Raw genomic sequence first — 19,854 nt, forward strand, 5'->3', positions numbered from 1 at the left:
GGGGGCCGGGGCCACGCGGGGCGTGGCGGGTGTGCCCGGCACCGCGGCGGTGCCGGCGGTCGCGGCGCGGGCCGGCGGGTCCTCCTGCTCCTGCGGCCGGGAGATCAGCTCCTGCGGGATCATCATCAGCGCGCCGGTGCCGCCCCGCGCCGAGGGCCGGAAGGACACCGTCAGGCCGTGCTTGCGGGCCAGCCGCCCGACCACGGCCAGGCCGAGCCGGGTGCCGGACAGACCGGCCAGATCGGCGGCGGCCTCCGGCGACACCGCCTTCTCGGCGCGGCGCAGCGCCACGTCGCTCATCACCAGGCCGCTGTCCTCGACCGTGATGATCGCCCCGGCCGGCACCTCCTCCACGTAGACGTGCACCTCGGCGGTGGGCGGGGAGAAGTTGCAGGCGTTGTCGAGGAGTTCGGCCAGGGCGTGCATCACGCCCTCGGCGGCGTGCCCGGCCACCGCGATCCCGGTGGTGGAGTGCAGCCGCACCCGCTGGTATCCGGCGATGCGCCCCATGGCGCCGCGCAGGATGGACTCCATGACGATCGGCTTGGCCCAGCGGCGTCCGGAGCGGGCGCCGGTCAGCACCGCGATGGAGTCGGCCAGCCGCCCGGCCTGCGCGGTGCGGTGGTCCAGGTGCAGCAGGTCGGCCAGGACGTCCTCGTCCGAGTGCCGGTGCTCCATGTCCCGCAGGTCGGCGAGCATGCTGGTGGCCAGGGCCTGCATCCGGCCGGCGGCGTTGGCGCTGGCGGCCAGGGCGGCGGCGCGGCGGTTCTCGCTCTGCCCGATCGCCTCGGCGAGCTGCTCCACCACCCGCTGGTAGGACTCGTTCTGCTGCCGGGGCAGCGCGGCCAGGGCGCTGCCGGCGGAGGAGCCGGTGCGCAGCCGGCTGACCAGGTCCGGGACGGTCTCCTCGGCCAGGCGCCGGGATTCGGCCGCGAGCTGTGCGGTGCGGCGGCGGTAGCGCCGTACCTTCTCCCGCTGGTGCACCGCGATGGTCACCGCCAGGCAGAGCGCCACGGCGGCGGCACCGGTGCCGTAGGCCAGGGGCTGGCGGAACGACTCGGGGGCGGACCAGACCGCCCACAGACCGGCGGCTCCGGTCAGGGTGACGGACAGCAGCAGGGCCAGCAGGGGCCTGCGCAGGGAAGGACGCTCCGTCCAGGGGCGCGCCGGGGCGGTGTGCGCTGTCATCAATCGGTCCTTGTGGACGGTCCTCGTGGACGAGGTGGACGGGGGATCGCGGTGGGCGGTGCGGTGATCGGGGTCGTGGCAATTCGGGAACACTATAGGTGAGTTGCTGGTCGCAATGGGTCCGCATCTGGCCGGAAATGGCCTATGGTGGGCAGTAAGTGACGGCCCTTCAACACCCGCCGGTTCCCCTCCCGTTCCGCCGGACCGCCCAGCCCGTCACCCCCCTTCACCCCCCTTCACCTCTCTTCACCCCCTTCACCGTCCCGCACCCTCCCGGGCCTGCCCCGCGCCGCTGCGCCGTGCCGCCCGCCGCGCGTCCTCCCCGCCCCGGCCGGGCCGCAGGGTGCAGGCTGTATGCCATGGACGACTCCCTGGACGCCCCAGACCGGCCAGCGGCGGCGGCGGACCGGCAGCCCGCCCGGGAGCACCGCGCCCTGGCCCGGGAACTGCGCGCGGCCGTGCGCGGCGAGGTCTCCTTCGACCGCGCCGACCGGGCGCTGATGACCATGGACGCCTCCAACTACCGGCGGATTCCGGCCGGTGTGGTGGCGCCCCGGGACGCCGCCGACGTGGCCGCGGCGCTCGCCGTCTGCCGGGCGCACGCCACGCCCGTGGTCGCCCGCGGCGGCGGCACCAGCATCGCCGGGCAGGCCACCGGCACCGGCGTGGTGCTGGACTTCACCCGCCACATGCGGCGCATCGTCTCCCTCGACCCGGCGGCCCGCACCGCCGTGGTCCAGCCCGGCGTGCTCTGCGACGACCTGCGCCGGGCGGCCGGGACGCACGGCCTCACCTTCGGCCCGGACCCCTCCACCCACGCCCGCTGCACCCTCGGCGGCATGATCGGCAACAACTCCTGCGGCGCCCACTCGGTGGCCTGGGGCACCACCGCCGACAACGTGCTCGCCCTGGAGGCGCTCACCTACCGCGGCGAGCGGGCGCGGCTCACCCCGGGCGGGGCCGGGCTGCCGGAACCGCTGCGCCGGGGCGGCGAGCGGCTGGCCGACTCCCATCTGGCCGCGCTGCGCACCGGCATGCCCGCCCTGCCGCGCCGCATCTCCGGCTACGCCCTGGACCGGCTGCTGCCCGAGCACGGCCGGGACTGGCCACGCGCCTTCACCGGCAGCGAGGGCACCCTGGGCGTGCTCACCGAGGCCACGGTGCGGCTGGTCCCGGTGCCGGCCGCCCGCGCCCTGGCCGTGCTGGGCTTCCCGGACGACAGCGCCGCCGCGGACGCCGTCCCGGCGCTGCTGGAACACGCCCCGCTGACCGTGGAGGGCATGGCCCGGGACCTGCTGGGCGGCGGCCCGGACGGCGCCGCCCGGGCCGCCGCCGGTACGGAGCGGCTGCCCCGCGGCGACGCCTGGCTGTTCGTGGAGACCGGCGGCGACGGCCCGGCCGAGGCCGCCGCCCGGGCCGCGGACCTGTGCCGGGCCGCGGGCGGCACCGGCTCCGCCCTCACCGGTCATGCCGTGGTCACCGACCCGGCCGAGCAGCGCGCCCTGTGGCGCATCCGGGAGGACGCGGCCGGCACCGCCACCCGGGCCGCGGACGGCAGCGAGGCCTGGCCGGGCTGGGAGGACTGCGCGGTCCCGCCCCAGCGGCTCGGCGCCTATCTGCGGGAGTTCCGGGCCCTGCTGCGCGCCCACGGCCTGCAGGGCGTGCCCTACGGGCACTTCGGCGAGGGCTGCGTGCACGTCCGGATCGACTTCGACCTGCTCACCCGGGACGGCATCGCCCGCTTCCGGGCCTTCTCCGCCGAACTGGCCGGCCTGGTCACCGCACACGGCGGCTCGCTCTCCGGCGAGCACGGTGACGGCATGGCCCGCGCCGAACTGCTGCCCCGCATGTACGGGGACGAAGTCGTCGGCCTCTTCCACGCCTTCAAGGACCTGTGGGACCCGGACAACGGCCTCAACCCCGGCGTGCTGGCCCGCCCGGCACCGCTGGACGGCCAACTCCGCTTCACCCCGCTGCCCGCCCGCCCGCTGCCGGTCGTCTACTCCTACCCGGAGGACGGCGGGGACTTCGCCGCCGCGGTCCGCCGCTGCGTGGGCGTGGCCAAGTGCCGCAACCCGGAGCCGGGCGCCGGGGTGATGTGCCCCTCCTACCGGGTCACCGGCGAGGAGCGCCACTCCACCCGGGGCCGGGCCCGGCTGCTGCACGAGATGCTGGCCGGGGAACTGGTCACCGACGGCTGGCGCTCACCCGAGGTGCGCGACGCCCTGGACCTGTGCCTGTCCTGCAAGGGCTGCCGCGGCGACTGCCCGGTCCATGTCGACATGGCCACCTACAAGGCGGAGTTCCTGCACCATCACTACGCGGGCCGGCTCCGCCCCCGCTCGCACTACGCCCTGGGCCGGCTGCCCCGGTGGCTGCGGCTGGCCGACACCCTCCGGCTGGCCCCGGCCGCCAACGCCCTCGGCCGCGCCCGCCCGCTGGCCGCCCTGGCCCGCCTGCTGGCCGGCATCGCCCCCGAACGCCCCATCCCGCCGCTGGCCGCCGTCCCGCTGACCCGCCACCCCGGGCTGCCCGCCCGGCCGGCCTCGCCACAGGTGCTGCTCTTCCCGGACACCTTCACCACCCACCTCTCCCCCGAGGCAGGGCTGGCCGCCCTGCGGGTCTTCGAAGCCGCCGGGGTCCGGGCCGCCCTGCCCGCCCGCTCCGCCGGCCCGGTCTGCTGCGGCCTGACCTATCTGACCACCGGCCAGCTGGACCGGGCCCGTACCGTGCAGCGCCGCACCCTGGACCGGCTCCAGCCCGCGCTGGACGCCGGGGCCACGGTCACCGTGCTGGAGCCGCCGTGCGCCGCGGCGCTCCGCACCGACCTGCCCGAGCTGCTGCCGGGCGACCCGCGGGCCGCCCGGCTGGCCGCCGCCACCCGCACCTTTGCCGAGACCCTGGAGCGCCACGCCCCCGACTGGCAGCCGCCGCACCTGGGCCGCCCCGCCGCCGGGCAGACCCACTGCCACCAGCAGGCCGTGCTCGGCGACGCCGCCGACCGCCGGCTGCGCGAGCGGGCCGGGCTGACCGGCACGCTGTCCACCGGCTGCTGTGGCCTGGCCGGCAACTTCGGCTTCGAGCGCGGCCATTACGAGGTGTCCGCGGCCTGCGCCGAGGAGCTGCTGCTGCCCGCCGTCCGCACCGCGCTGGAGGCCGACCCCAGGACCGTGCTGCTGGCCGACGGCTACTCCTGCCGCACCCAGCTGGCGCAGCTCGCCGGCCGGTCCTCCCGCCATCTCGCGGAGGTCCTGGCCGCGGCGCTCCCGGGTGCCCCGCCCGGCGGCCTGCCCGCCGCGGGGACCGGCACGGGGGCCGAGGACGGGCCGCGTACCCTGGCGGAATGATCCGCACCGCCACGCCCGCCGACATCCCCGAGATCCACGCCATGATCCGGGAGCTGGCCGAGTACGAGCGGGCACCGGATGAGGCCCGGGCGACCGAGGAGCAGCTGCACCGGGCGCTGTTCGGCCCGCACCCGGCCGTCTTCTGCCTGGTCGCGGAGGACCCGGCGAGCGGCCGGGCGGCCGGTTTCGCGCTGTGGTTCCGCAACTTCTCCACCTGGACCGGCACCCACGGCGTCTACCTGGAGGACCTCTTCGTCCGTCCCGCGTACCGCGGCGCCGGGTACGGCAGGGCGCTGCTGGCCGAGCTGGCCCGGATCTGCACCGCCAACGGCTACCACCGGCTCCAGTGGTGGGTGCTGGACTGGAACGAGAAGGCCATCGGCTTCTACAAGTCCATCGGCGCCGAACCCATGGACGAATGGACGGTCTACCGGGTCAGCGGCCCCGCACTGGAGCGCCTCGCCGCCGCCGCCTCCTCCTCCTCCGCCTCCTCCTCCTCCGCCTCCTCCTCCGCCGCCTCCTCCTCCTCCTCCGCCTCCGCCGCCTCCGTCCCCGTCCCCGGCTCCGCCCTCGATCCCGGGTGCGCGGCGCCGCCGTCCGCCGACGGGCGGCCGGTGGCCGATACAGACAGTGAGTTGTGACCCAGGTCACAGCGCAGCTCCGAACTTCCCGCAAGGGTTCCGCCGTGTACACCCCGTGACGCACCACGCGGAAGAAACGGAGTGAGTGGATGGCGGCTCTGCGGTCCCGCACTCGCGAGAGCACGAGTGACGAGGCACTGATCCGATCGCTCTACGAGGAGCACGGCAGGGCCCTGCTCGCCTACGCCACCCGGCTGACCGGCGACCGCGCCGCCGCCGAGGATGTCGTGCAGGAAACCCTGATCAGGGCGTGGCGTCACCCGGAAGTGCTGGTCAACGGCAAGGGCTCGGTGCGCGGCTGGCTGCTCACCGTGACCCGGAACATCATCACCGACCGCTACCGGGCCCGCGCCGCCCGGCCGGCCGAGGTCGCGGAGACCACGGCCACCCCGGCGCCCGCCCAGCAGGACCACGCCGAGGCCGTGGTCGACACCATGGTGGTGATGGACGCGCTGGAGCAGCTGTCCTCCGAGCACCGCAATGTTCTGATGGAGATCTATTACCAGGGCAGGACCGTCGCGGAGGCGGCCCAGATCCTGGGCATACCGGCCGGGACGGTCAAATCCCGTTCGCACTACGCCCTCAAGGCGCTGCGCGAGCTGTTCGCCAGCCGCCCGGCCAGAGCCGGCGGAGCGGACGGCACCGGGGGAGGGGGAACGGGAGGCGGCGGACGGAGATCACGCCGCTCCGGCAGACACAGCACGTCAGGCAAGCCGGTCACTCCGGTCAGGCTGCGGGAGGCGGCCCCATGAGCATGCGACAGCAGCACGGCGGCGAACTCATCGGCGCCTATGTCCTCGGGGCACTCGACGGCCAGGAGGCGCGGGCGCTCGAAGAGCACATGGCCTCCTGCACCCCGTGCCGGGAGGAGGTTGCCGAATTGCGAAGCATCGAGACGGCGCTCGGCGAGGTCCCTCCCGAGGCGTTTCTGGACGGCCCGCCGGAAGGCGGTGACCTGATGCTCCAGCGCACCCTGCGGCAGGTGCGCTCCGAGCGCGGCGCCGCGCGCACGCGGCGCCGGACGTACACCGGTCTGGCCGCCGCCGCGGTCGTCGCCGCGGTCTTCTACGGCGGTTTCCTGGCCGGCAACGACACCTCCTCCGGCAGTGACGTCGCCGGCCCGTCCCGCACGCTCTCGCCGGACGCGGTCACCGCCTCCGCCACTGATCCGGTCACCACCGCCGAACTGGAGGTGACGCTCGACCCGGCCGCGGCCTGGGTGCGGGTGAGCGCCGTCACCGCGAACCTGCCCCCGGGCGAACTGTGCCGGCTGGTGGTGCTGGGCAAGGACGGCAGCCGGGAGGTGGCCGGGAGCTGGGTGGTGGGCGAACCCTCGCCCGACGGCAAGAAGTGGAGCCTGGACGGCTTCGCGGCGGTCCCGCTGGAGAACGTCTCCGCGGTGGCGGTGGAGAACGACGAGGGCCACACCTTCGTCACCGCCTCGTTCTGACCCGTCCGGCTCCTGCCCGTCCCGCACCTCCCCCGCACCCCGGTCCCGCACCCCCGCCCGCACTTCCGTTCCGATGCGGCCCCGCCGGCTCCCCGGCGGGGCCGCTTCCCTGTGCCGGTCCGGGGCGGCCGGCCGGCCCCGCCGAAGACCGGCGAGGACCGGCGAGGACCGGCGGAGACCCTCCCGGGAAAAAATCCGGACTCCCGTGAACCCGCACCGCCCCCCGTCCGTGTGGACAGTACGCAACGCACCACCGCGTACCCACGTGGATGACCGCACACCGTTGCGCAGGCCTGCACAGCATCCCGAACGATTCCGCATCATCACCAACCAGCGGCTCACGGCATCAAGGCCGAGAAACCGGGAGAAATCATGATCAGCTGGCGGAAGGTCCCTGTCGCCATGGCCGGCCTGGCCGTTCTGGCCGCCACCGCAGCCTGCGGCAACGCCAACGCGAACAACGACGCCTATGCCGATCCCGCGGCGCTCAGCGAGGACTCCGGCTACGACTACGGCGGGGGCGCCGGCGAACAGCAGGCGGACGACACCGTCCAGCTCGCGGCGGCCGGCGAACTGACCACCTACCAGAGCAGTGACCTGGGCGAACTCGTCAAGGACGGCGAGGGGTTCACCCTCTACCGGTTCGACGAGGACACCGCCGACCCGCCGGCCACCACCTGCGACGGCGACTGCGCCGCCAACTGGCCCCCGGTCTCCGCGGACGCCGCGGCCGGCACCGGCGTCGACCCCGGCCTGCTCGGCACGGTGGAACGCCCGGACGGCAGCGAGCAGCTCACCATCGCCGGCTGGCCCGTCTACCGCTACGCCGGCGACACCGGCCCCGAGCAGACCACCGGCCAGGGCGTGGGCGGCAACTGGTGGGCGATCGCCGCGGACGGCTCCCGTGCCTCCGAGGACAGCGCCGAGGCGGCGGAGGAACCCTCCGGGAAGGAGCCCGGGGCCGCGGAGGGCAAGGACCGGCCCGCGCTCTCGGTCTTCGAGCACCCCGAGTACGGCGAGATCCTGCGCGACGGCCAGGGCCGCACCCTCTACCGTTTCGCCGACGACAGCGCCTGGCCGATGGAGTCCCTGTGCACCGGTGACTGCCTGGACAACTGGCCGGTCGCCAAGCCGGTCGACACCGCGGACGTGGAGGGCGTCGACCCCGGCCTGCTCGACGTGTTCAACCGCCCCGACGGTGCCGAGCAGCTCGTCATCGACTGCTGGCCGCTCTACTGGTACGAGGGCGACGCCGAGCCCGGCGACGTCAACGGCCAGGGCGTGGGCGGCAAGTGGTACGTGGTCTCGCCCGAGGGCAAGATGATCAAGAGCTGACCGCGGCCCGCGGCCCCACGGCCAGGCCGGTCCCGCCCCCTGCCTCCCCGCGGCGGCGGCGACCGTGACCCCTGGCGAGGCAGCCGGGTGGCCCGGACGGACTCCGTCTCCGTCCGGGCCACCCGGCTGCCGTCCGCCTCCGGTCCCCCTTCCCCCGCCGCGGCCCCGGCCCCGGCCCGGGTCATGGCCCGGGCCCCGGCCCCGGCTCCTTATGGCTGCGGCTCCTTCTCCCTGCTCCCCTCCCGTTCCCGCTGCTGCTCCCGGTCCTCCCCGGCGCACCCCAGCGGCCCGGCGTGGCACACCACCACGGGCAGCGTCCGGGCGTCCGCGCCGCCGTCCGGCGCCGCCAGCAGCGGCACCTCGCCCGCCGCATTGCCCCCGGTGTAGGTCCAGCGCCCGCCGGTCCGGTCACGGAGCGGCTCGGAGAGGTCGTAGACCCGGCCCCAGAGCAGGTACGGCAGCCCGGCCTCCCGCCAGGCCGCCTCCAGGGGGCCGTACGCCCCGTAGGCCAGCAGGTCCACCGGCACCCCCTCCACGGAGGCGGTGGCCGCGAGCGTCACGCCGACCCGCTGGACCTCTCTGCTGAGCTGCGGGCCGATGGCGTCCAGCCAGTAGTACCAGTCGTCCACGGAGGAGACCCGGACCGTGATGAGCACCCGGTCGCCCTCGCGGAACAGCGACATCAGGCCGGGCGCGGTGCCGTAGGGATGCTCCTTCCGCAGCCGGCGGGCCACGGCCTCGGCCCCGGAGGGGTTTCCCGTCATGCCGCCGCTCCTTCCTCCGCCAGCCGGGCGGCGCGCGCCCGGAGTTGCTTCATCGCCCGGAAGCGCAGCAGCCGCGTGGAGGCCACGGAGCCGCGCCCCATCGCCGTGGTGATCTGCCGCATGCTCATGCCGCCCCACATCTGGAGCACGATCACGGTGCGGTAGTCCGGCGGCAGTCCGGCCACCACCGCCCGCACCTCGCGGTCCGCGAGCTCGCGCAGCACCGATTCGTCCGGGCCGCTGACCTGTCCGCACCGGTCGGTCAGGTCCGGGGTGGCGACCTCCCGCCGGAACCTGCAGGAACGGACGTGGTCGGTGAGCAGGTTGCGGGCGATGGTGGTCAGCCAGGCGCCGATGTCCCGGCCGGTCCAGGTGTAGCGCCCGATGTGCGACACCGCGCGTACGAACACCTCGCTGGCCAGGTCCTCGGCCGTGGCCGGGTCGGCGACCCGGGCCCGGAGGTAACGGCAGACGGGCCCGTAGTGCTCCCGGAAGAGGCTGCTGAGGGCGTCCGGGTCGCCGGCCCGGGCGCGGCTCACGCTCTCCGGCTCGGCCGCGATGCCCACGGCTGCCGTCGGGTTGTCGGTCTGGTTCACTTCCCTGCCTTTCCTTGTCCTGTCCCCGTCTTCGTCCTTGCGCCTTGTTCTCGTGCCTGTCCCCGTGCCTGTCTCCGTGCCTGTCCCCGTGCCTGTCTCCGTGCGTGTCTCCCGAGCCTGTCTGCGCGTCCGTTCCCCGCGTGCCGGTCCCGCTGTCCGGGACGCCTCCCCTCCCTCCCGGCTCCCGGGTCCGGCGAGGCGGGAGCCGTCGTCGCCGTGCGGAAGGCGGGGGAAGCGCGGCGGAGCGTGGGGGAGACGCGCCGCCGTCGCGGGCTCAGGCGGCCACGGTCCGGGAGGCGGCCGTCCGGCGACTGCCGGAGGAGCGGGCCGGGCGCCGGGCCATGGCGGCGATCTCCTTGAGGTCCTGCCTGCTGAAGACCAGCCGGTTGCCCATGCGGTGGTGGGGGAATCCGCGGTGGTTGCAGCCATCGCGCAGCCATCGCTCACCGCACTTCAGATAGCGGGCCGCCGCCTGGGGCAGCACGAAGTCCTCGGCGCCGGGAGCCGGTTCGGTCGGTGATGACATGCCTGCAACCTATCTGGTTCTTCTATCTGTTTCTAACTGTACCGCCGAGTAAGTAGTCGCTATTTCTTTCGGTTTCTTGCACACTGCGGGGTGAAGGTCCGGTGTCGGTCCGAGGTTGTTGAAAGAAGGTGCGAGCAACTGCGAGAAGATGCGGAGAACTGCGAAGATGTCGTCATGGCTGACATCAGCGGCGCCCGCGCTCGAGTGGCCCAGACCATGAAGTCGGACCGCCTGCGCCGGGGCTGGAGCAAGCAACAGGCGGCCGACGCCGCCGGAATCACCATCGTCACCTACCGCCAGGCGGAGGCCGGCCGTTCGGTCAGGGACACCACCTACGCGGCGATCGAACGGGTCTTCGGCAGGCTGCCCGGCACCTATCAGGCGATCGCGGACGGCGACGAACCGGCCGCCGCCGCGGCCAAGGCGGACAGCGTTCCGGCCACCGTGACCGAAGGCGACGACGTCCGGGGCTTCGTCCTCGACGTGGACGACCCCCGGGAGGTGCGGATCTTCGCCATCACCGACCTGCCCGAGTCGGAACGGATCTGGCACATCCTGCAGATGCGCAGGCGCGACCGGGAGCGCCGGGACTCCGAAGATCCCGGGCAGACGCGCGGGGCCGCAGACGCCGGTTAATCCGGGGAAGCGGGGGGCAGGCGAGTATTCTGAGCAACTCGATATGTCCGATGTGGGGTTGATCGCGTTATTGGCCTGGAGGAATGCACATGCCGACCGTCGTCCTCGCCTCCGTCCTCGGCACCGCCTTAAGCATGCTGACGCTCACCCTGCTGTCCGCCGCGGTGCTCCGGCTCCGGCGGGACATCGCCGCGGTCCGCCGGGAGGTCGCCCACGAGCGGGCGCGCCGCATCGCCGCGGAGCAGCCTCCCGATCGCCCGGGACCCGAACCCACGCCCGAGGAGCGCCGGGCCGCCTTCCGCCTGATCCGCGGCCCCGGCCCGCTCGCCCCTCACGCCTCAGGCCACCACCAGGGGCCGGCCGCCTCCTGACGCTCCCGGCGCCGGCGCGACCGGGCCCGGGCCCGCTCTCACACCCCCGCCGTGCCGCGGCCCGCCTCCCCGGCCAGTGCCCCGGCATGGGCCCGCAGCCGCTTCATGGCCCGGAACCGCAGCACCCGGGTGGCGCCGATGGACTCCCGTCCCAGCGTGGTGGTGATCTGACGCATCGTCATACCGCCCCACATCTGGAGCACGATCACCTTCCGGTACTCCTCCGGCAGCCGGGCCACCGCGGCCCGCACCTCCCGGCGGTCCAGCTCCCGCAGCACCAGTTCCTCGGCCGCCCGCACCACCCGGCTGCCGCCGTCGCCGCCCTCGCCCGGATCGGCGGTGCTCACCTCGCGCCGGAAACTGCTCGACCGCAGATGGTCGGTCAGCAGATTGCGGGCGATCGTCATCAGCCAGGCCGCGATGTCCCGGCCCGTCCAGGTGTACCGGTCGATGCTCGACAGCGCGCGCAGGAAGACCTCACTGGCCAGATCCTCGGCCGTGTCCGGATCACCCAGCCGGGTCCGCAGGAACCGGTAGACCCGGGCGTGATGCTCGCGGTACAGCGCGGCCAGCGCCTCCCCGTCCCCGGCCCTGATCCGCGTCACCCTCTCCGGCTCCGGCTGCCTCGCCCCCGCGGTTCCCCCGCACCCGGACATCTCCCCGCCCGGTGCCCTGCCGCCGTCCTGCCGACGCTCCCCGATCCCGGATGTGATCCCGTCCCCGCGCCCAAGCCCGCCCACGGCCTGCCTTCCCATGTGCCGCCCCCGGCCACTCCTTCGTCGGCAGGGGCCTTGTGCTGCAGCAACCTAGCGGCTCCGGCATGCGGTGACGAACTCCTACCGGTAAGTAACCGTTTGTCGCGTCCCCAGGCTCCCCGCCGGACCCCACCGGTTCACGCGTTCCTCCGTTCACCGCCGCGGACCGGGGCGGAAGCCCGCGCCGGGCCGGTACAGCGCAGCAGCGCGGGCCGGACCCGGCAGCAGGGCCCGGCGGCGCGGCCCCGGGCGGGGTGAACCGCCCGTGTGCTGCACGCAGCCACCGTGCGGCACCCGGTGCGGCAAGGAGGTGATGCCCGGACCGGTCGGTGCCCGGCCCGCGTGCGGATTCCCGGCCTCGTTCGCGCTCTCGCACGCCTGGGCGGGGCGGACGGGGGCCGCCCGCCCCGCCGGGGACCGGGCCCGAGGAGGCCGTCAGGCGCCGGGGCCGTAGGACGGGCGGGCGGCCGGATAGCCGGGGATCTCCCGCGGATCGCGCGGACCCGGGCCCACGTAGCGGGCACTCGGCCGCACCAGCCGCCCCGTCCGCATCTGCTCCAGAATGTGCGCCGACCAGCCCGCGGTCCGCGCGCAGGTGAACATCGCCGTGAACATGTGCGCCGGGACCTGCGCGAAGTCCAGCATGATGGCCGCCCAGAACTCCACGTTCGTGGCCAGCACCCGGTCCGGCCGGCGGCTGCGCAGCTCCTCCAGCGCGGCCTCCTCCAGCGCCACCGCCACCTCGTAGCGCGGCGCGCCCAGCTCCTTGGCGGTCCGCCGCAGCACCCGTGCCCGCGGGTCCTCCGCCCGGTACACCCGGTGCCCGAAGCCCATCAGGCGCCGCCCGGCGTCCAGCTCCCGCCGCACGAACGCCTGTGCGTCACCGGTGCGCTCCACCTCCTCGATCATGCCCAGCACCCGGGACGGGGCCCCGCCGTGCAGCGGCCCCGACATCGCGCCCACCGCGCCCGACAGCGCCGCCGCCACGTCCGCGCCGGTGGAGGCGATCACCCGGGCGGTGAAGGTGGAGGCGTTCATGCCGTGCTCGGCCGCGGAGGTCCAGTAGGCGTCCACCGCCGCGACGTGCCTGGGGTCCGGCTCGCCGCGCCAGCGGCGCATGAAGCGCTCGGCGATGGTCTCGGCCTTGTCGATCTCCTTCTGCGGCACCATCGGCAGACCGGTGCCGCGCGCCGACTGCGCCACGTAGCTGAGCGCCATCACCGCGGCGCGCGCCAGGTCGTCCCGGGCCTGGACCGGGTCGATGTCCAGCAGCGGTTTCAGACCCCAGGCCGGGGCGAGCATGGCCAGCGCCGACTGGACGTCCACCCGGATGTCGCCCGAGTGGACCGGGATCGGGAACGGCTCGGCGGGCGGCAGACCCGGTTCGAAGGTGCCGTCCACCAGCAGGCCCCAGACATTGCCGAAGGAGACCTGCCCCACCAGATCCTCGATGTCCACCCCGCGGTAGCGGAGCGAACCGCCCTCCTTGTCCGGCTCGGCGATCTCCGTCTCGAAGGCGATCACCCCTTCAAGACCAGGTACGAAATCCGACATCTGGCGGCTCCTTGTCATGCTGTGTGCGAGAAGCGGGTCGGGACCGGGGGCGGTGGGTCGGGCACGCGGTGTCGCGTGCCGTGGCTGGTCCGCTGCGTGGCGTTTCGGCACGTGTGTGGCGTGCCGGGGCTGCCTTGCGAGGCCCGGGACATGTGTACCGCCACCGTCGGCGGCACGCAGTGCCCCGAGACCTGGACGGTCACCTTAACGTCGGGCGGGCCGCCGCCACAGGGGAACGCCGGCAAGCGGCGCGTCCGGCTGTCGGCGGCATGCTGCAAGATATGGCCGTGTCCCAAGCCGCCCACGCCGAACGACCCGATGACCACCGCTCCGCCGACCCCGCCGGCCGGCGCCCCGGCCACCGTGACACCGCTGCCGGGGCGGTGCACGATCCCGCACATTCGTCCGTACCCTCTCCCTTCCTCGATCCCGCCGCGATGCGGGTGCGTTACCGGCGCGAAGGGCTCCACGAGAAGGGTCTCGCCCCCGACCCGGTCCGGCAATTCGCCCGCTGGTTCGCCGAGGCCGCGGAGAGCGGCATGCACGAGCCGAACGCCATGGTCCTGGCCACGGCGGACACCGCCGGCCGCCCCAGCGCCCGCACCGTGCTGCTCAAGGGGTTCGACGAGCGCGGCCTGGTCTTCTTCACCAACTACCGCTCCCGCAAGGGCCGCGACATCGACGCCAACCCGGCCGTCTCGCTGGTCTTCCCCTGGCATGCCATCGCCCGGCAGGTGATCGTCCAGGGCCGCGCCGAGCGCACCGGGCGGGACGAGACCGTGGCGTACTTCCGCACCCGGCCGCACGGCTCGCAGCTCGGCGCCTGGGCGAGCGAGCAGTCCGCGGTGGTGGCGTCGCGGGAGGAGCTGGACGGGATGTACGAGGAGCTGGCCCGGCGCTATCCGGAGGGCGAGGACGTGCCCGCGCCGCCGCACTGGGGCGGCTACCGGGTGATCCCGGAGGAGGTGGAGTTCTGGCAGGGCCGGGAGAACCGGCTGCACGACCGGCTCCGCTACGTCCGCCTCGGCGAGGGCCACTGGCGCGTCGAACGCCTCAGCCCCTGAGCAGCCGGCGGCCGGGAAGGTCCCGGAAGCCCGGGAAGGCGCGGGGCGTCCGGCGGTCCGGGCGGTCCGGGCAGTCCGGGAAAACGGACAACCCGCGGGCCTGGTTCCCCGACCGCCGTGGCGGCCGGGGAGCCGGCCGGACGATACCGGCGGCCCGCGGGTCGGGTGACTGCTTGGGATTGGCCGGCGGAGCCGGCACCGCAAGTGTGCGGGACTCGGCCCTAGGCCGCAGCCACCTCACGCGTCCGGTTGTCATACATCTGCCGAACCACCTCCCTTCTCGTGTACCGGCACAGTACGTTTCCGGCCGTGCGAGGCACAAGGGATTTATGCGCCGGGCGAAACCCCAGGTCAGGTACGGGCGGCGGTAACGATCGGGGGTGGGTGGTGTCCGGAAACCCCGGCGGGCGTTCAGCGCTGCCAGAGGATGCGGCCGGGGTTCTCGGCGCAGATGCGGGCGTTCCACTCCAGGCCGCCCTCGACGTTGCCGGAGCGCAGCATGGGGGGCTGGATGCCGCGGGCGGCCAGTTCCCCGGCGGCGGTGGCCACGATCGCCTGCATGATCGCGGAGGTGACCACGGTGGAGGCCGGGCCGAAGGGGGCGTCGATGCGCTCGTCGGCCAGTTCGGCGTCGCCGATGCCGATCTTGTTGTCGACGACCACGTCGCAGTGGTCGCGCAGGAAGGTGCCGGAGGGGTTCCTGGGCGTGGTCTTCTCGGCGTAGACGGCGGAGGTCACGCCGACGACCTTCAGGCCGAGGGCGCGGGCGTGCGAGGCCATCTCGACGGGGAGGGCGTTGCGTCCGGAGAGGGAGATCACCACCAGCAGGTCCCCGGCCCGTGCCGGGGAGGTGTCCAGGGTGGCGCGGGCCAGGCCCTCCACCCGTTCCAGGGCGCTGCCGAGCGTGGCCGGGCGGACGTCGACCCCGGTGGTGCCCGGCACGGCGAGAAGGTTCATCAGGGCGAGCCCGCCGGCCCGGTAGACCACGTCCTGGGCGGGGAGCGAGGAATGCCCGGCACCGTGGGCGAAGACCCGGCCGCCGCCGGCCACGGTGTCGGCGATCAGGGTCCCGGCCGCGGCGATCGTCCCGGCCTCCTCCTGCTGCACCCGCCGCAGAAGCTCCACGGCAGCGTCGAAGAACCGGCCGGCCGGGGTGCCCGCCGCCGCTGCCCGCGCGGGCCGCCCCTGCTGTGCCTGCTGCGCCTGGTCCGTGTCCGTCATGTGGGGTGGTCTCCCTCGCCTGCCCGTGGCCGGTGGTCCGGCGGTTCCGCTCCGGCTGTGCCGCACGTCACGGTGAGGTCTGGACCACTTCGCTGTCAAGGCCGCCCGCCGTCCGGGTGCACGGGCGGCGGGCGTCACGGACTGTGTACAACCGTCGGGCCGAGCGGGTCCGGTTGTCGGTGGAGTGCGTCAGAATTGATGTCCAGGGCCACCGCACACAGCATTCGAGGGGCATCCATGTCCGGACTCATCGACACCACCGAGATGTACCTCCGCACCATCCTGGAGCTGGAGGAGGAAGGGGTGGTCCCGATGCGCGCCCGTATCGCCGAGCGGCTGGAGCAGAGCGGCCCGACCGTCAGCCAGACCGTGGCGCGCATGGAGCGGGACGGCCTGCTGACCATCGCCGGCGACCGGCACCTGGAGCTGACCGCCGAGGGGCGGCGGCTGGCGGAGCGGGTGATGCGCAAGCACCGCCTGGCCGAGTGCCTGCTGGTCGATGTCATCGGCCTGGAGTGGGAGCATGTGCACGCCGAGGCGTGCCGCTGGGAGCACGTGATGAGCGACGCGGTGGAGCGCCGGGTGCTCGAACTGCTGAATCACCCCACCGAGTCGCCGTACGGCAATCCGATCCCGGCCCTGGCCGAGCTGGGGGAGGCCGGTGAGCCCGATCCGTTCCTGGAGGAGGGCATGGTGGCGCTCAGCGATCTGGTGCCGGACGGCGGCAAGACGGTCGTGGTCCGCCGCATCGGCGAGCCCATCCAGACCGATGCGCAGGTGATGCACACGCTGCGCCGGGCGGGCGTGCAGCCGGGCGCCTCGGTGAGTGTCACGCTGGGCACCCACGGCAGCGTCACGGTCGGCAGCGGCGGCGAGACGGCCGAGCTGGAGCCGACGGTCGCCATGCACGTGTTCGTCGCCAAGTCCTGAACGCGGGCCGGGCGGGCCCCGGGGCGCGGGCCGGCGGTGCGGGCCGCCCGCGCCGACCTGCTTCGGCCCCGGCGACCTGCGGCAACGCAGCGGTACGGACAGCGGCTGAGACCCCGGGCCCCGAGCACCCGGGGTCTTTCCCGCCTCCTCCCCGGATAAGTTCTTCCCCGCGGAAAGGGCTTTCAGCCATCTGCCGGCATTTCACTCGAACGAGTGAATTACGGTCTTGTTCCCTCACCACTGCCGTCATGCCGGGCATCGCCACCGCGGTGGGTGCCCGCCGGTGGCCCGGTGGCCGCCGGTGATGCGTGCGGCTCAGCGTGACTGGCCGCAGGCATACGCCAGGGGCGGCAGCAGCTCCTCCGCGTCCGGCAGCCAGCGGTTCGCCGCGGTCGGCCTGCGCACCCACTGCACACAGCCGCGCGGCCCCATCCGGGTCGGCGGCGCGGGCACGTACTGGCCCTCCCCGTGGACCGCCAGATCCAGGCGGCCGGCCGCCCAGCCGCACTTGCGCAGCAGCACCGGAGCCTTGGCCGCCCCGCCCGGCAGTACGAAGAACATCATCCGCCCGGTCGGTGTGGCGCTCACCGGCCCCAGCGACAGGCCCATCCGCTCCATCCGGGCCAGCGCCAGGCATCCCGCGGCCTCGGGCACCTCCAGCACGTCGAAGCTGCGCCCGGTGGGCAGCAGCACGGACGCCTGCGGCCGGTCCCTCCACATCGCCCGGGCGGCTGCCGCGCTGCCCGTGGCCTGGGCCTCCCAGAGCGGTGTCCTGGGGTGCGCCCCCGGCGCATCACACTGCTCCGCAGCGCACGAGCAGCGCAGTGTCCCCTCGTGCTGCTCCAGCCATGCGCCGGGGAGCACCTCCCAGTGCCGTTCACCGGCGTAGCGCACTGCGTGTTCCACGGGGTCCTCGCGACCGCGGGCCGAACTCTGCTGCGGAATACCGACTCTTGAGGTCACTCCGATGCGCTCATCCACATCGATCACAACTCCACCCGGGTGACGGGGTTACGGGCACGCCACGGGGCGCGGTTCGCGGGCGGGGCGCATCGGAGCATCTCCGGGGGCGTACGGCATGCGCGGCCGGCGGCCCTGGGCATCCATGATCAGGGACCCCGCCGGGCCTCCCGGCAACCGGACCGACCGATCCCCGAACCGGCACATCCCCCGACCGACCGCTGCCCGAAGGACCGATCCGCCGATCCCCGGCCCGCCCCGCCCCGGAGGCCGGCCGACCCGCCACGCACGGGCCCGACCCGGGCCCGGTCCCGTCGTCACCAGCACTGCCGACCCACCACCCGCGCGCGCCGGCGCGGCAGCCCGCTGCCCGCCGGAGACACCAGCACGACCAGCACCATCAGCGCCGGCGCGGTAGGCGGCGCCAGAGGGAGTCGCAGATGATCGACAGAGCCGGGGTACCTGCTGCCAGGCAGCCCAACGAACGGCTGCTCGGCCTGATCAGAGAGGCGGGCTGCTCCAACGCCGGTCTCGCCCGCCGCGTCAACATGTGCGCGGCCGAGCGCGGGCTGGACTTCCGGTACGACAAGACCTCGGTCGCCCGCTGGATCCGCGGCCAGCAGCCGCGCGGCCGGGCCCCCGAGGTGATCGCCGAGGCGCTGGGCCGCAAGCTGGGCCGCCCGGTGTCCGTGGACGACATCGGCATGGGCGGCACCCGCCAGCAGGGTTCGGCGATCGGCCTGGGCTTCGCCGGCGGCCTGGCCGAAGGTCTGGAGAGCGCCCGCGAGCTGTGGCGGTTCGACGTCAGCCGGCGGGATACGGCCTCCTCGGCGCTGGGCGCCGCCCTGCCCGCGCAGCTCGCCGCGGCGACGGCGGCCGGCACCGGCGCGGGCACCGTCGCCGGCGGCACCGGCACGAGCAGCGGCGGCGGTGGCGGCGGCGGTCCGGCCGCCGCGGTCTCGCCCGCGGCACTGGTCGAACCGAGCCGGGACTGGCTGATCACCCCGGTCGANGGCGGCGGTCCGGCCGCCGCGGTCTCGCCCGCGGCACTGGTCGAACCGAGCCGGGACTGGCTGATCACCCCGGTCGACGAGCAGGTCGCGCGCGCCGTCCCGTCGGGCGTGCCGGCCGGGCACCCGGGCCGGGCCCGCGTCGGCGCGGCGGACGTGGAGGCGGTGATCGCCGCCACCAGCGCTCTGATCGACCTGGACCGCAGGTGGGGCGCGGGGCTCGTGCGCCCGCTGGTGGTGCACTACCTGGACAGCGTGGTGGCCTCGCTGCTGACCGGCTCCTACCGGGAGGACGTGGGGCGGCGGCTGCTGGGCGCGGCGGCCCGGCTCACCGAGCTGGCCGGGTACATGGCCGTGGACAGCGGGCAGCACGGGCTGGCGCAGCGCTACTACATCCAGGCGCTGCGGCTGGCCCAGGGCTCGGGGGACCGGGGCTTCGGCGGCTACGTGCTGGCCGCCGGGATGAGCCACCTGGCCGGGGAGCTGGGCAATCCGCGGGAGGTGGTGCAGCTCGCGCGCGCCGCGCAGCAGGGCACCCGCGGGCGGGTCCCGGCCCGGGCCGACGCGCTGTTCCTGTCCGCCGAGGCGCGCGGGCATGCGCAGCTCGGGGACCGGGAGGCGTGCCGGAAAGCGGCTTCCCGGGCGCTGGCGGCGATGGAGCGGGCCGACGGGGCGGGGGAGGACGAGCCGGTGTGGATCGCCCACTTCGACGCCGCGTACCTGGCCGACGAGCTGGCCCACTGCCACCGTGACCTGGGCCAGGGCGCGGCGGCGGAACGGCGGGCGGAGGAGGCGGTGTCCGGGCATCCCGAGGGCCGTACCCGGCGGCGGGCCATCGGCCTGCTGCTGCTGGCCACCGGGCGGTTGCAGCAGGGTGAGCTGGACCATGCCTGTCACACGGCGAGCGAGGCCGGCGCCCTGCTGGCGGGGGTGCGGTCGCGGCGCGGCGCGGAGTACTTCGACGACTTCCGCCGCCGTCTCGGGCCGCACCAGGCGGAGCGGCCGGTCCGCGAGTTCACCGAGCGCTGGCGGGACGGTCTGGCCGCCCACCGCTGAGCACGCCGCCGCTCTCACCGCGGGCCCGTCTCACCGCCTGCCGGGCCTGCCGGGCCTGTCGGGCCTGCCGGGCGAGGGCTGTGGCGGCGCGCACCGCCGCCCGCTGCCGGGGCCGCCTCCGGGCGGGGCCGGCAGCGGGCGTGCACGGGCGGGGTTGCGGGAGGGGGTGGTGTGCGTGCTGCGCTTGGCCTGGTGCACGTGCAACCAGGTAGCGTGGCCCGGCGGTTGTCACGGGCACGGTGCCCGTGCGCCCGGTGCCGGGCCGGCCGTAAGGATTGAGGAGCCACCAGGTGACGAGCCACTACGGGCGCGACGAGGAGCCGCGCGAGGGCGTGGTGCTGCCGTCGAACGGCCGGCCGTGGGAGCGGCCCGCCGCCGGTCCGGAGCCGGGCGGTGCCGCGGCGCCCGCCGAGGGGCAGCCGTGGGGCCGGCCCTGGGGGCCCGGCGCGG

At 74.8% G+C, this 19,854-nt stretch carries 17 protein-coding genes and 1 pseudogene; 10 read left to right on the forward strand and 8 right to left on the reverse strand.

All coding sequences use genetic code 11. The annotated features are described in order from the left end of the window. The coding region (locus GQS09_RS18510) for a sensor histidine kinase KdpD (protein WP_165987665.1) at positions 1-1,188 on the reverse strand (1,188 nt) is incomplete at its 3' end. Between the two features lie 359 nt (positions 1,189-1,547). Between GQS09_RS18510 and GQS09_RS18515 the strand changes: the two genes are divergently transcribed. The 5 genes and pseudogenes from GQS09_RS18515 to GQS09_RS18535 all read left to right on the forward strand — a co-directional run bounded on the left by GQS09_RS18515 (position 1,548) and on the right by GQS09_RS18535 (position 7,961). Beyond that, the gene (locus GQS09_RS18515) at positions 1,548-4,535 is read left to right on the forward strand and encodes an FAD-binding and (Fe-S)-binding domain-containing protein (protein ID WP_165987666.1); all 2,988 of its coding nucleotides are present in this window, start codon (positions 1,548-1,550) and stop codon (positions 4,533-4,535) included. Next, a pseudogene (locus GQS09_RS18520) lies at positions 4,532-5,014 on the forward strand (GNAT family N-acetyltransferase); the annotation flags it as partial. The gene GQS09_RS18515 and the pseudogene GQS09_RS18520, both read left to right, overlap by 4 nt. 251 nt (positions 5,015-5,265) lie before the next feature. Continuing rightward, positions 5,266-5,928 (forward strand): sigma-70 family RNA polymerase sigma factor, encoded by a 663-nt coding sequence (locus GQS09_RS18525; protein ID WP_165987670.1) that lies wholly within the window; start codon positions 5,266-5,268, stop codon positions 5,926-5,928. Beyond that, a complete protein-coding gene (locus GQS09_RS18530; RefSeq protein ID WP_165987672.1) occupies positions 5,925-6,626 on the forward strand; it encodes an anti-sigma factor in 702 nt (233 codons plus the stop codon). The genes GQS09_RS18525 and GQS09_RS18530 overlap by 4 nt, the downstream gene beginning before the upstream one ends. Before the next feature lie 372 nt (positions 6,627-6,998). Continuing rightward, positions 6,999-7,961 carry an SCO0930 family lipoprotein gene (locus tag GQS09_RS18535; RefSeq protein ID WP_165987674.1) on the forward strand — a complete coding sequence of 321 codons (963 nt, stop codon included), beginning with the start codon at positions 6,999-7,001 and terminating at the stop codon, positions 7,959-7,961. Positions 7,962-8,170: 209 nt separating this feature from the next. Here GQS09_RS18535 and GQS09_RS18540 read toward each other — a convergent pair whose 3' ends face one another. From GQS09_RS18540 to GQS09_RS18550, 3 genes are all read right to left on the reverse strand, one after another. Further along, positions 8,171-8,725 (reverse strand): BN159_2729 family protein, encoded by a 555-nt coding sequence (locus GQS09_RS18540; RefSeq protein ID WP_165987676.1) that lies wholly within the window; start codon positions 8,723-8,725, stop codon positions 8,171-8,173. Further along, positions 8,722-9,321: an RNA polymerase sigma factor gene (locus GQS09_RS18545; protein WP_165987678.1), complete on the reverse strand. Its 600-nt coding sequence runs from the start codon at positions 9,319-9,321 to the stop codon at positions 8,722-8,724. The genes GQS09_RS18540 and GQS09_RS18545 overlap by 4 nt, the downstream gene beginning before the upstream one ends. Before the next feature lie 274 nt (positions 9,322-9,595). Continuing rightward, entirely contained in the window at positions 9,596-9,847 is a 252-nt protein-coding gene (locus GQS09_RS18550; protein WP_165987680.1) for a helix-turn-helix domain-containing protein, read from the reverse strand. A gap of 174 nt (positions 9,848-10,021) precedes the next feature. Here GQS09_RS18550 and GQS09_RS18555 point away from each other — a divergent pair, with 174 nt between their 5' ends. Further along, entirely contained in the window at positions 10,022-10,483 is a 462-nt protein-coding gene (locus GQS09_RS18555) for a helix-turn-helix transcriptional regulator (RefSeq protein ID WP_165987682.1), read from the forward strand. Between the two features lie 89 nt (positions 10,484-10,572). Continuing rightward, a complete protein-coding gene (locus GQS09_RS18560; protein ID WP_165987684.1) occupies positions 10,573-10,854 on the forward strand; it encodes a hypothetical protein in 282 nt (93 codons plus the stop codon). A 38-nt stretch (positions 10,855-10,892) separates the two neighbouring features. On the opposite strand, the gene GQS09_RS18565 is transcribed toward GQS09_RS18560, so the two are convergent. Both GQS09_RS18565 and GQS09_RS18570 read right to left on the reverse strand, forming a co-directional pair. Further along, on the reverse strand, positions 10,893-11,459 hold the full coding sequence (locus GQS09_RS18565) for an RNA polymerase sigma factor (RefSeq protein ID WP_165987686.1): 567 nt from the start codon (positions 11,457-11,459) through the stop codon (positions 10,893-10,895). 585 nt (positions 11,460-12,044) lie between these two features. Then, entirely contained in the window at positions 12,045-13,163 is a 1,119-nt protein-coding gene (locus GQS09_RS18570) for a citrate synthase 2 (protein WP_165987688.1), read from the reverse strand. Between the two features lie 437 nt (positions 13,164-13,600). On the opposite strand from GQS09_RS18570, the gene pdxH reads away from it, so the two are divergent. Continuing rightward, complete coding sequence (pdxH, locus tag GQS09_RS18575) at positions 13,601-14,227, forward strand: pyridoxamine 5'-phosphate oxidase (RefSeq protein WP_243761544.1); 627 nt, start codon at positions 13,601-13,603, stop codon at positions 14,225-14,227. A gap of 411 nt (positions 14,228-14,638) precedes the next feature. Here the strand turns inward: pdxH and GQS09_RS18580 are convergent, their stop codons facing one another. Then, on the reverse strand, positions 14,639-15,448 hold the full coding sequence (locus GQS09_RS18580; RefSeq protein WP_165987693.1) for an SIS domain-containing protein: 810 nt from the start codon (positions 15,446-15,448) through the stop codon (positions 14,639-14,641). A gap of 237 nt (positions 15,449-15,685) precedes the next feature. Between GQS09_RS18580 and GQS09_RS18585 the strand changes: the two genes are divergently transcribed. Continuing rightward, complete coding sequence (locus GQS09_RS18585; protein WP_165987694.1) at positions 15,686-16,378, forward strand: metal-dependent transcriptional regulator; 693 nt, start codon at positions 15,686-15,688, stop codon at positions 16,376-16,378. Positions 16,379-16,693: 315 nt separating this feature from the next. On the opposite strand, the gene GQS09_RS18590 is transcribed toward GQS09_RS18585, so the two are convergent. Further along, positions 16,694-17,368, reverse strand: a complete 675-nt coding sequence (locus GQS09_RS18590; protein WP_399552559.1) for a bifunctional DNA primase/polymerase — start codon at positions 17,366-17,368, stop codon at positions 16,694-16,696. 410 nt (positions 17,369-17,778) lie between these two features. Here GQS09_RS18590 and GQS09_RS18595 point away from each other — a divergent pair, with 410 nt between their 5' ends. Beyond that, positions 17,779-19,404 carry a transcriptional regulator gene (locus GQS09_RS18595; RefSeq protein WP_165987696.1) on the forward strand — a complete coding sequence of 542 codons (1,626 nt, stop codon included), beginning with the start codon at positions 17,779-17,781 and terminating at the stop codon, positions 19,402-19,404. The last annotated feature ends 450 nt before the right edge of the window (positions 19,405-19,854 follow it).

It is taken from the genome of Streptomyces sp. YIM 98790, assembly GCF_011421595.1.
Lineage (GTDB): Bacteria > Actinomycetota > Actinomycetes > Streptomycetales > Streptomycetaceae > Streptomyces.

Bases quoted from the DNA above. Each gene is read 5' to 3' on its own strand.
- GQS09_RS18515 (WP_165987666.1), top strand. From the start codon at position 1,548: ATGGACGACTCCCTGGACGCCCCAGACCGGCCAGCGGCGGCGGCGGAC.
- GQS09_RS18525 (WP_165987670.1), top strand. From the start codon at position 5,266: ATGGCGGCTCTGCGGTCCCGCACTCGCGAGAGCACGAGTGACGAGGCA.
- GQS09_RS18530 (WP_165987672.1), top strand. From the start codon at position 5,925: ATGAGCATGCGACAGCAGCACGGCGGCGAACTCATCGGCGCCTATGTC.
- GQS09_RS18535 (WP_165987674.1), top strand. From the start codon at position 6,999: ATGATCAGCTGGCGGAAGGTCCCTGTCGCCATGGCCGGCCTGGCCGTT.
- GQS09_RS18540 (WP_165987676.1), bottom strand. From the start codon at position 8,725: ATGACGGGAAACCCCTCCGGGGCCGAGGCCGTGGCCCGCCGGCTGCGG.
- GQS09_RS18550 (WP_165987680.1), bottom strand. From the start codon at position 9,847: ATGTCATCACCGACCGAACCGGCTCCCGGCGCCGAGGACTTCGTGCTG.
- GQS09_RS18555 (WP_165987682.1), top strand. From the start codon at position 10,022: ATGGCTGACATCAGCGGCGCCCGCGCTCGAGTGGCCCAGACCATGAAG.
- GQS09_RS18560 (WP_165987684.1), top strand. From the start codon at position 10,573: ATGCCGACCGTCGTCCTCGCCTCCGTCCTCGGCACCGCCTTAAGCATG.
- GQS09_RS18570 (WP_165987688.1), bottom strand. From the start codon at position 13,163: ATGTCGGATTTCGTACCTGGTCTTGAAGGGGTGATCGCCTTCGAGACG.
- pdxH (WP_243761544.1), top strand. From the start codon at position 13,601: ATGCGGGTGCGTTACCGGCGCGAAGGGCTCCACGAGAAGGGTCTCGCC.
- GQS09_RS18580 (WP_165987693.1), bottom strand. From the start codon at position 15,448: ATGACGGACACGGACCAGGCGCAGCAGGCACAGCAGGGGCGGCCCGCG.
- GQS09_RS18585 (WP_165987694.1), top strand. From the start codon at position 15,686: ATGTCCGGACTCATCGACACCACCGAGATGTACCTCCGCACCATCCTG.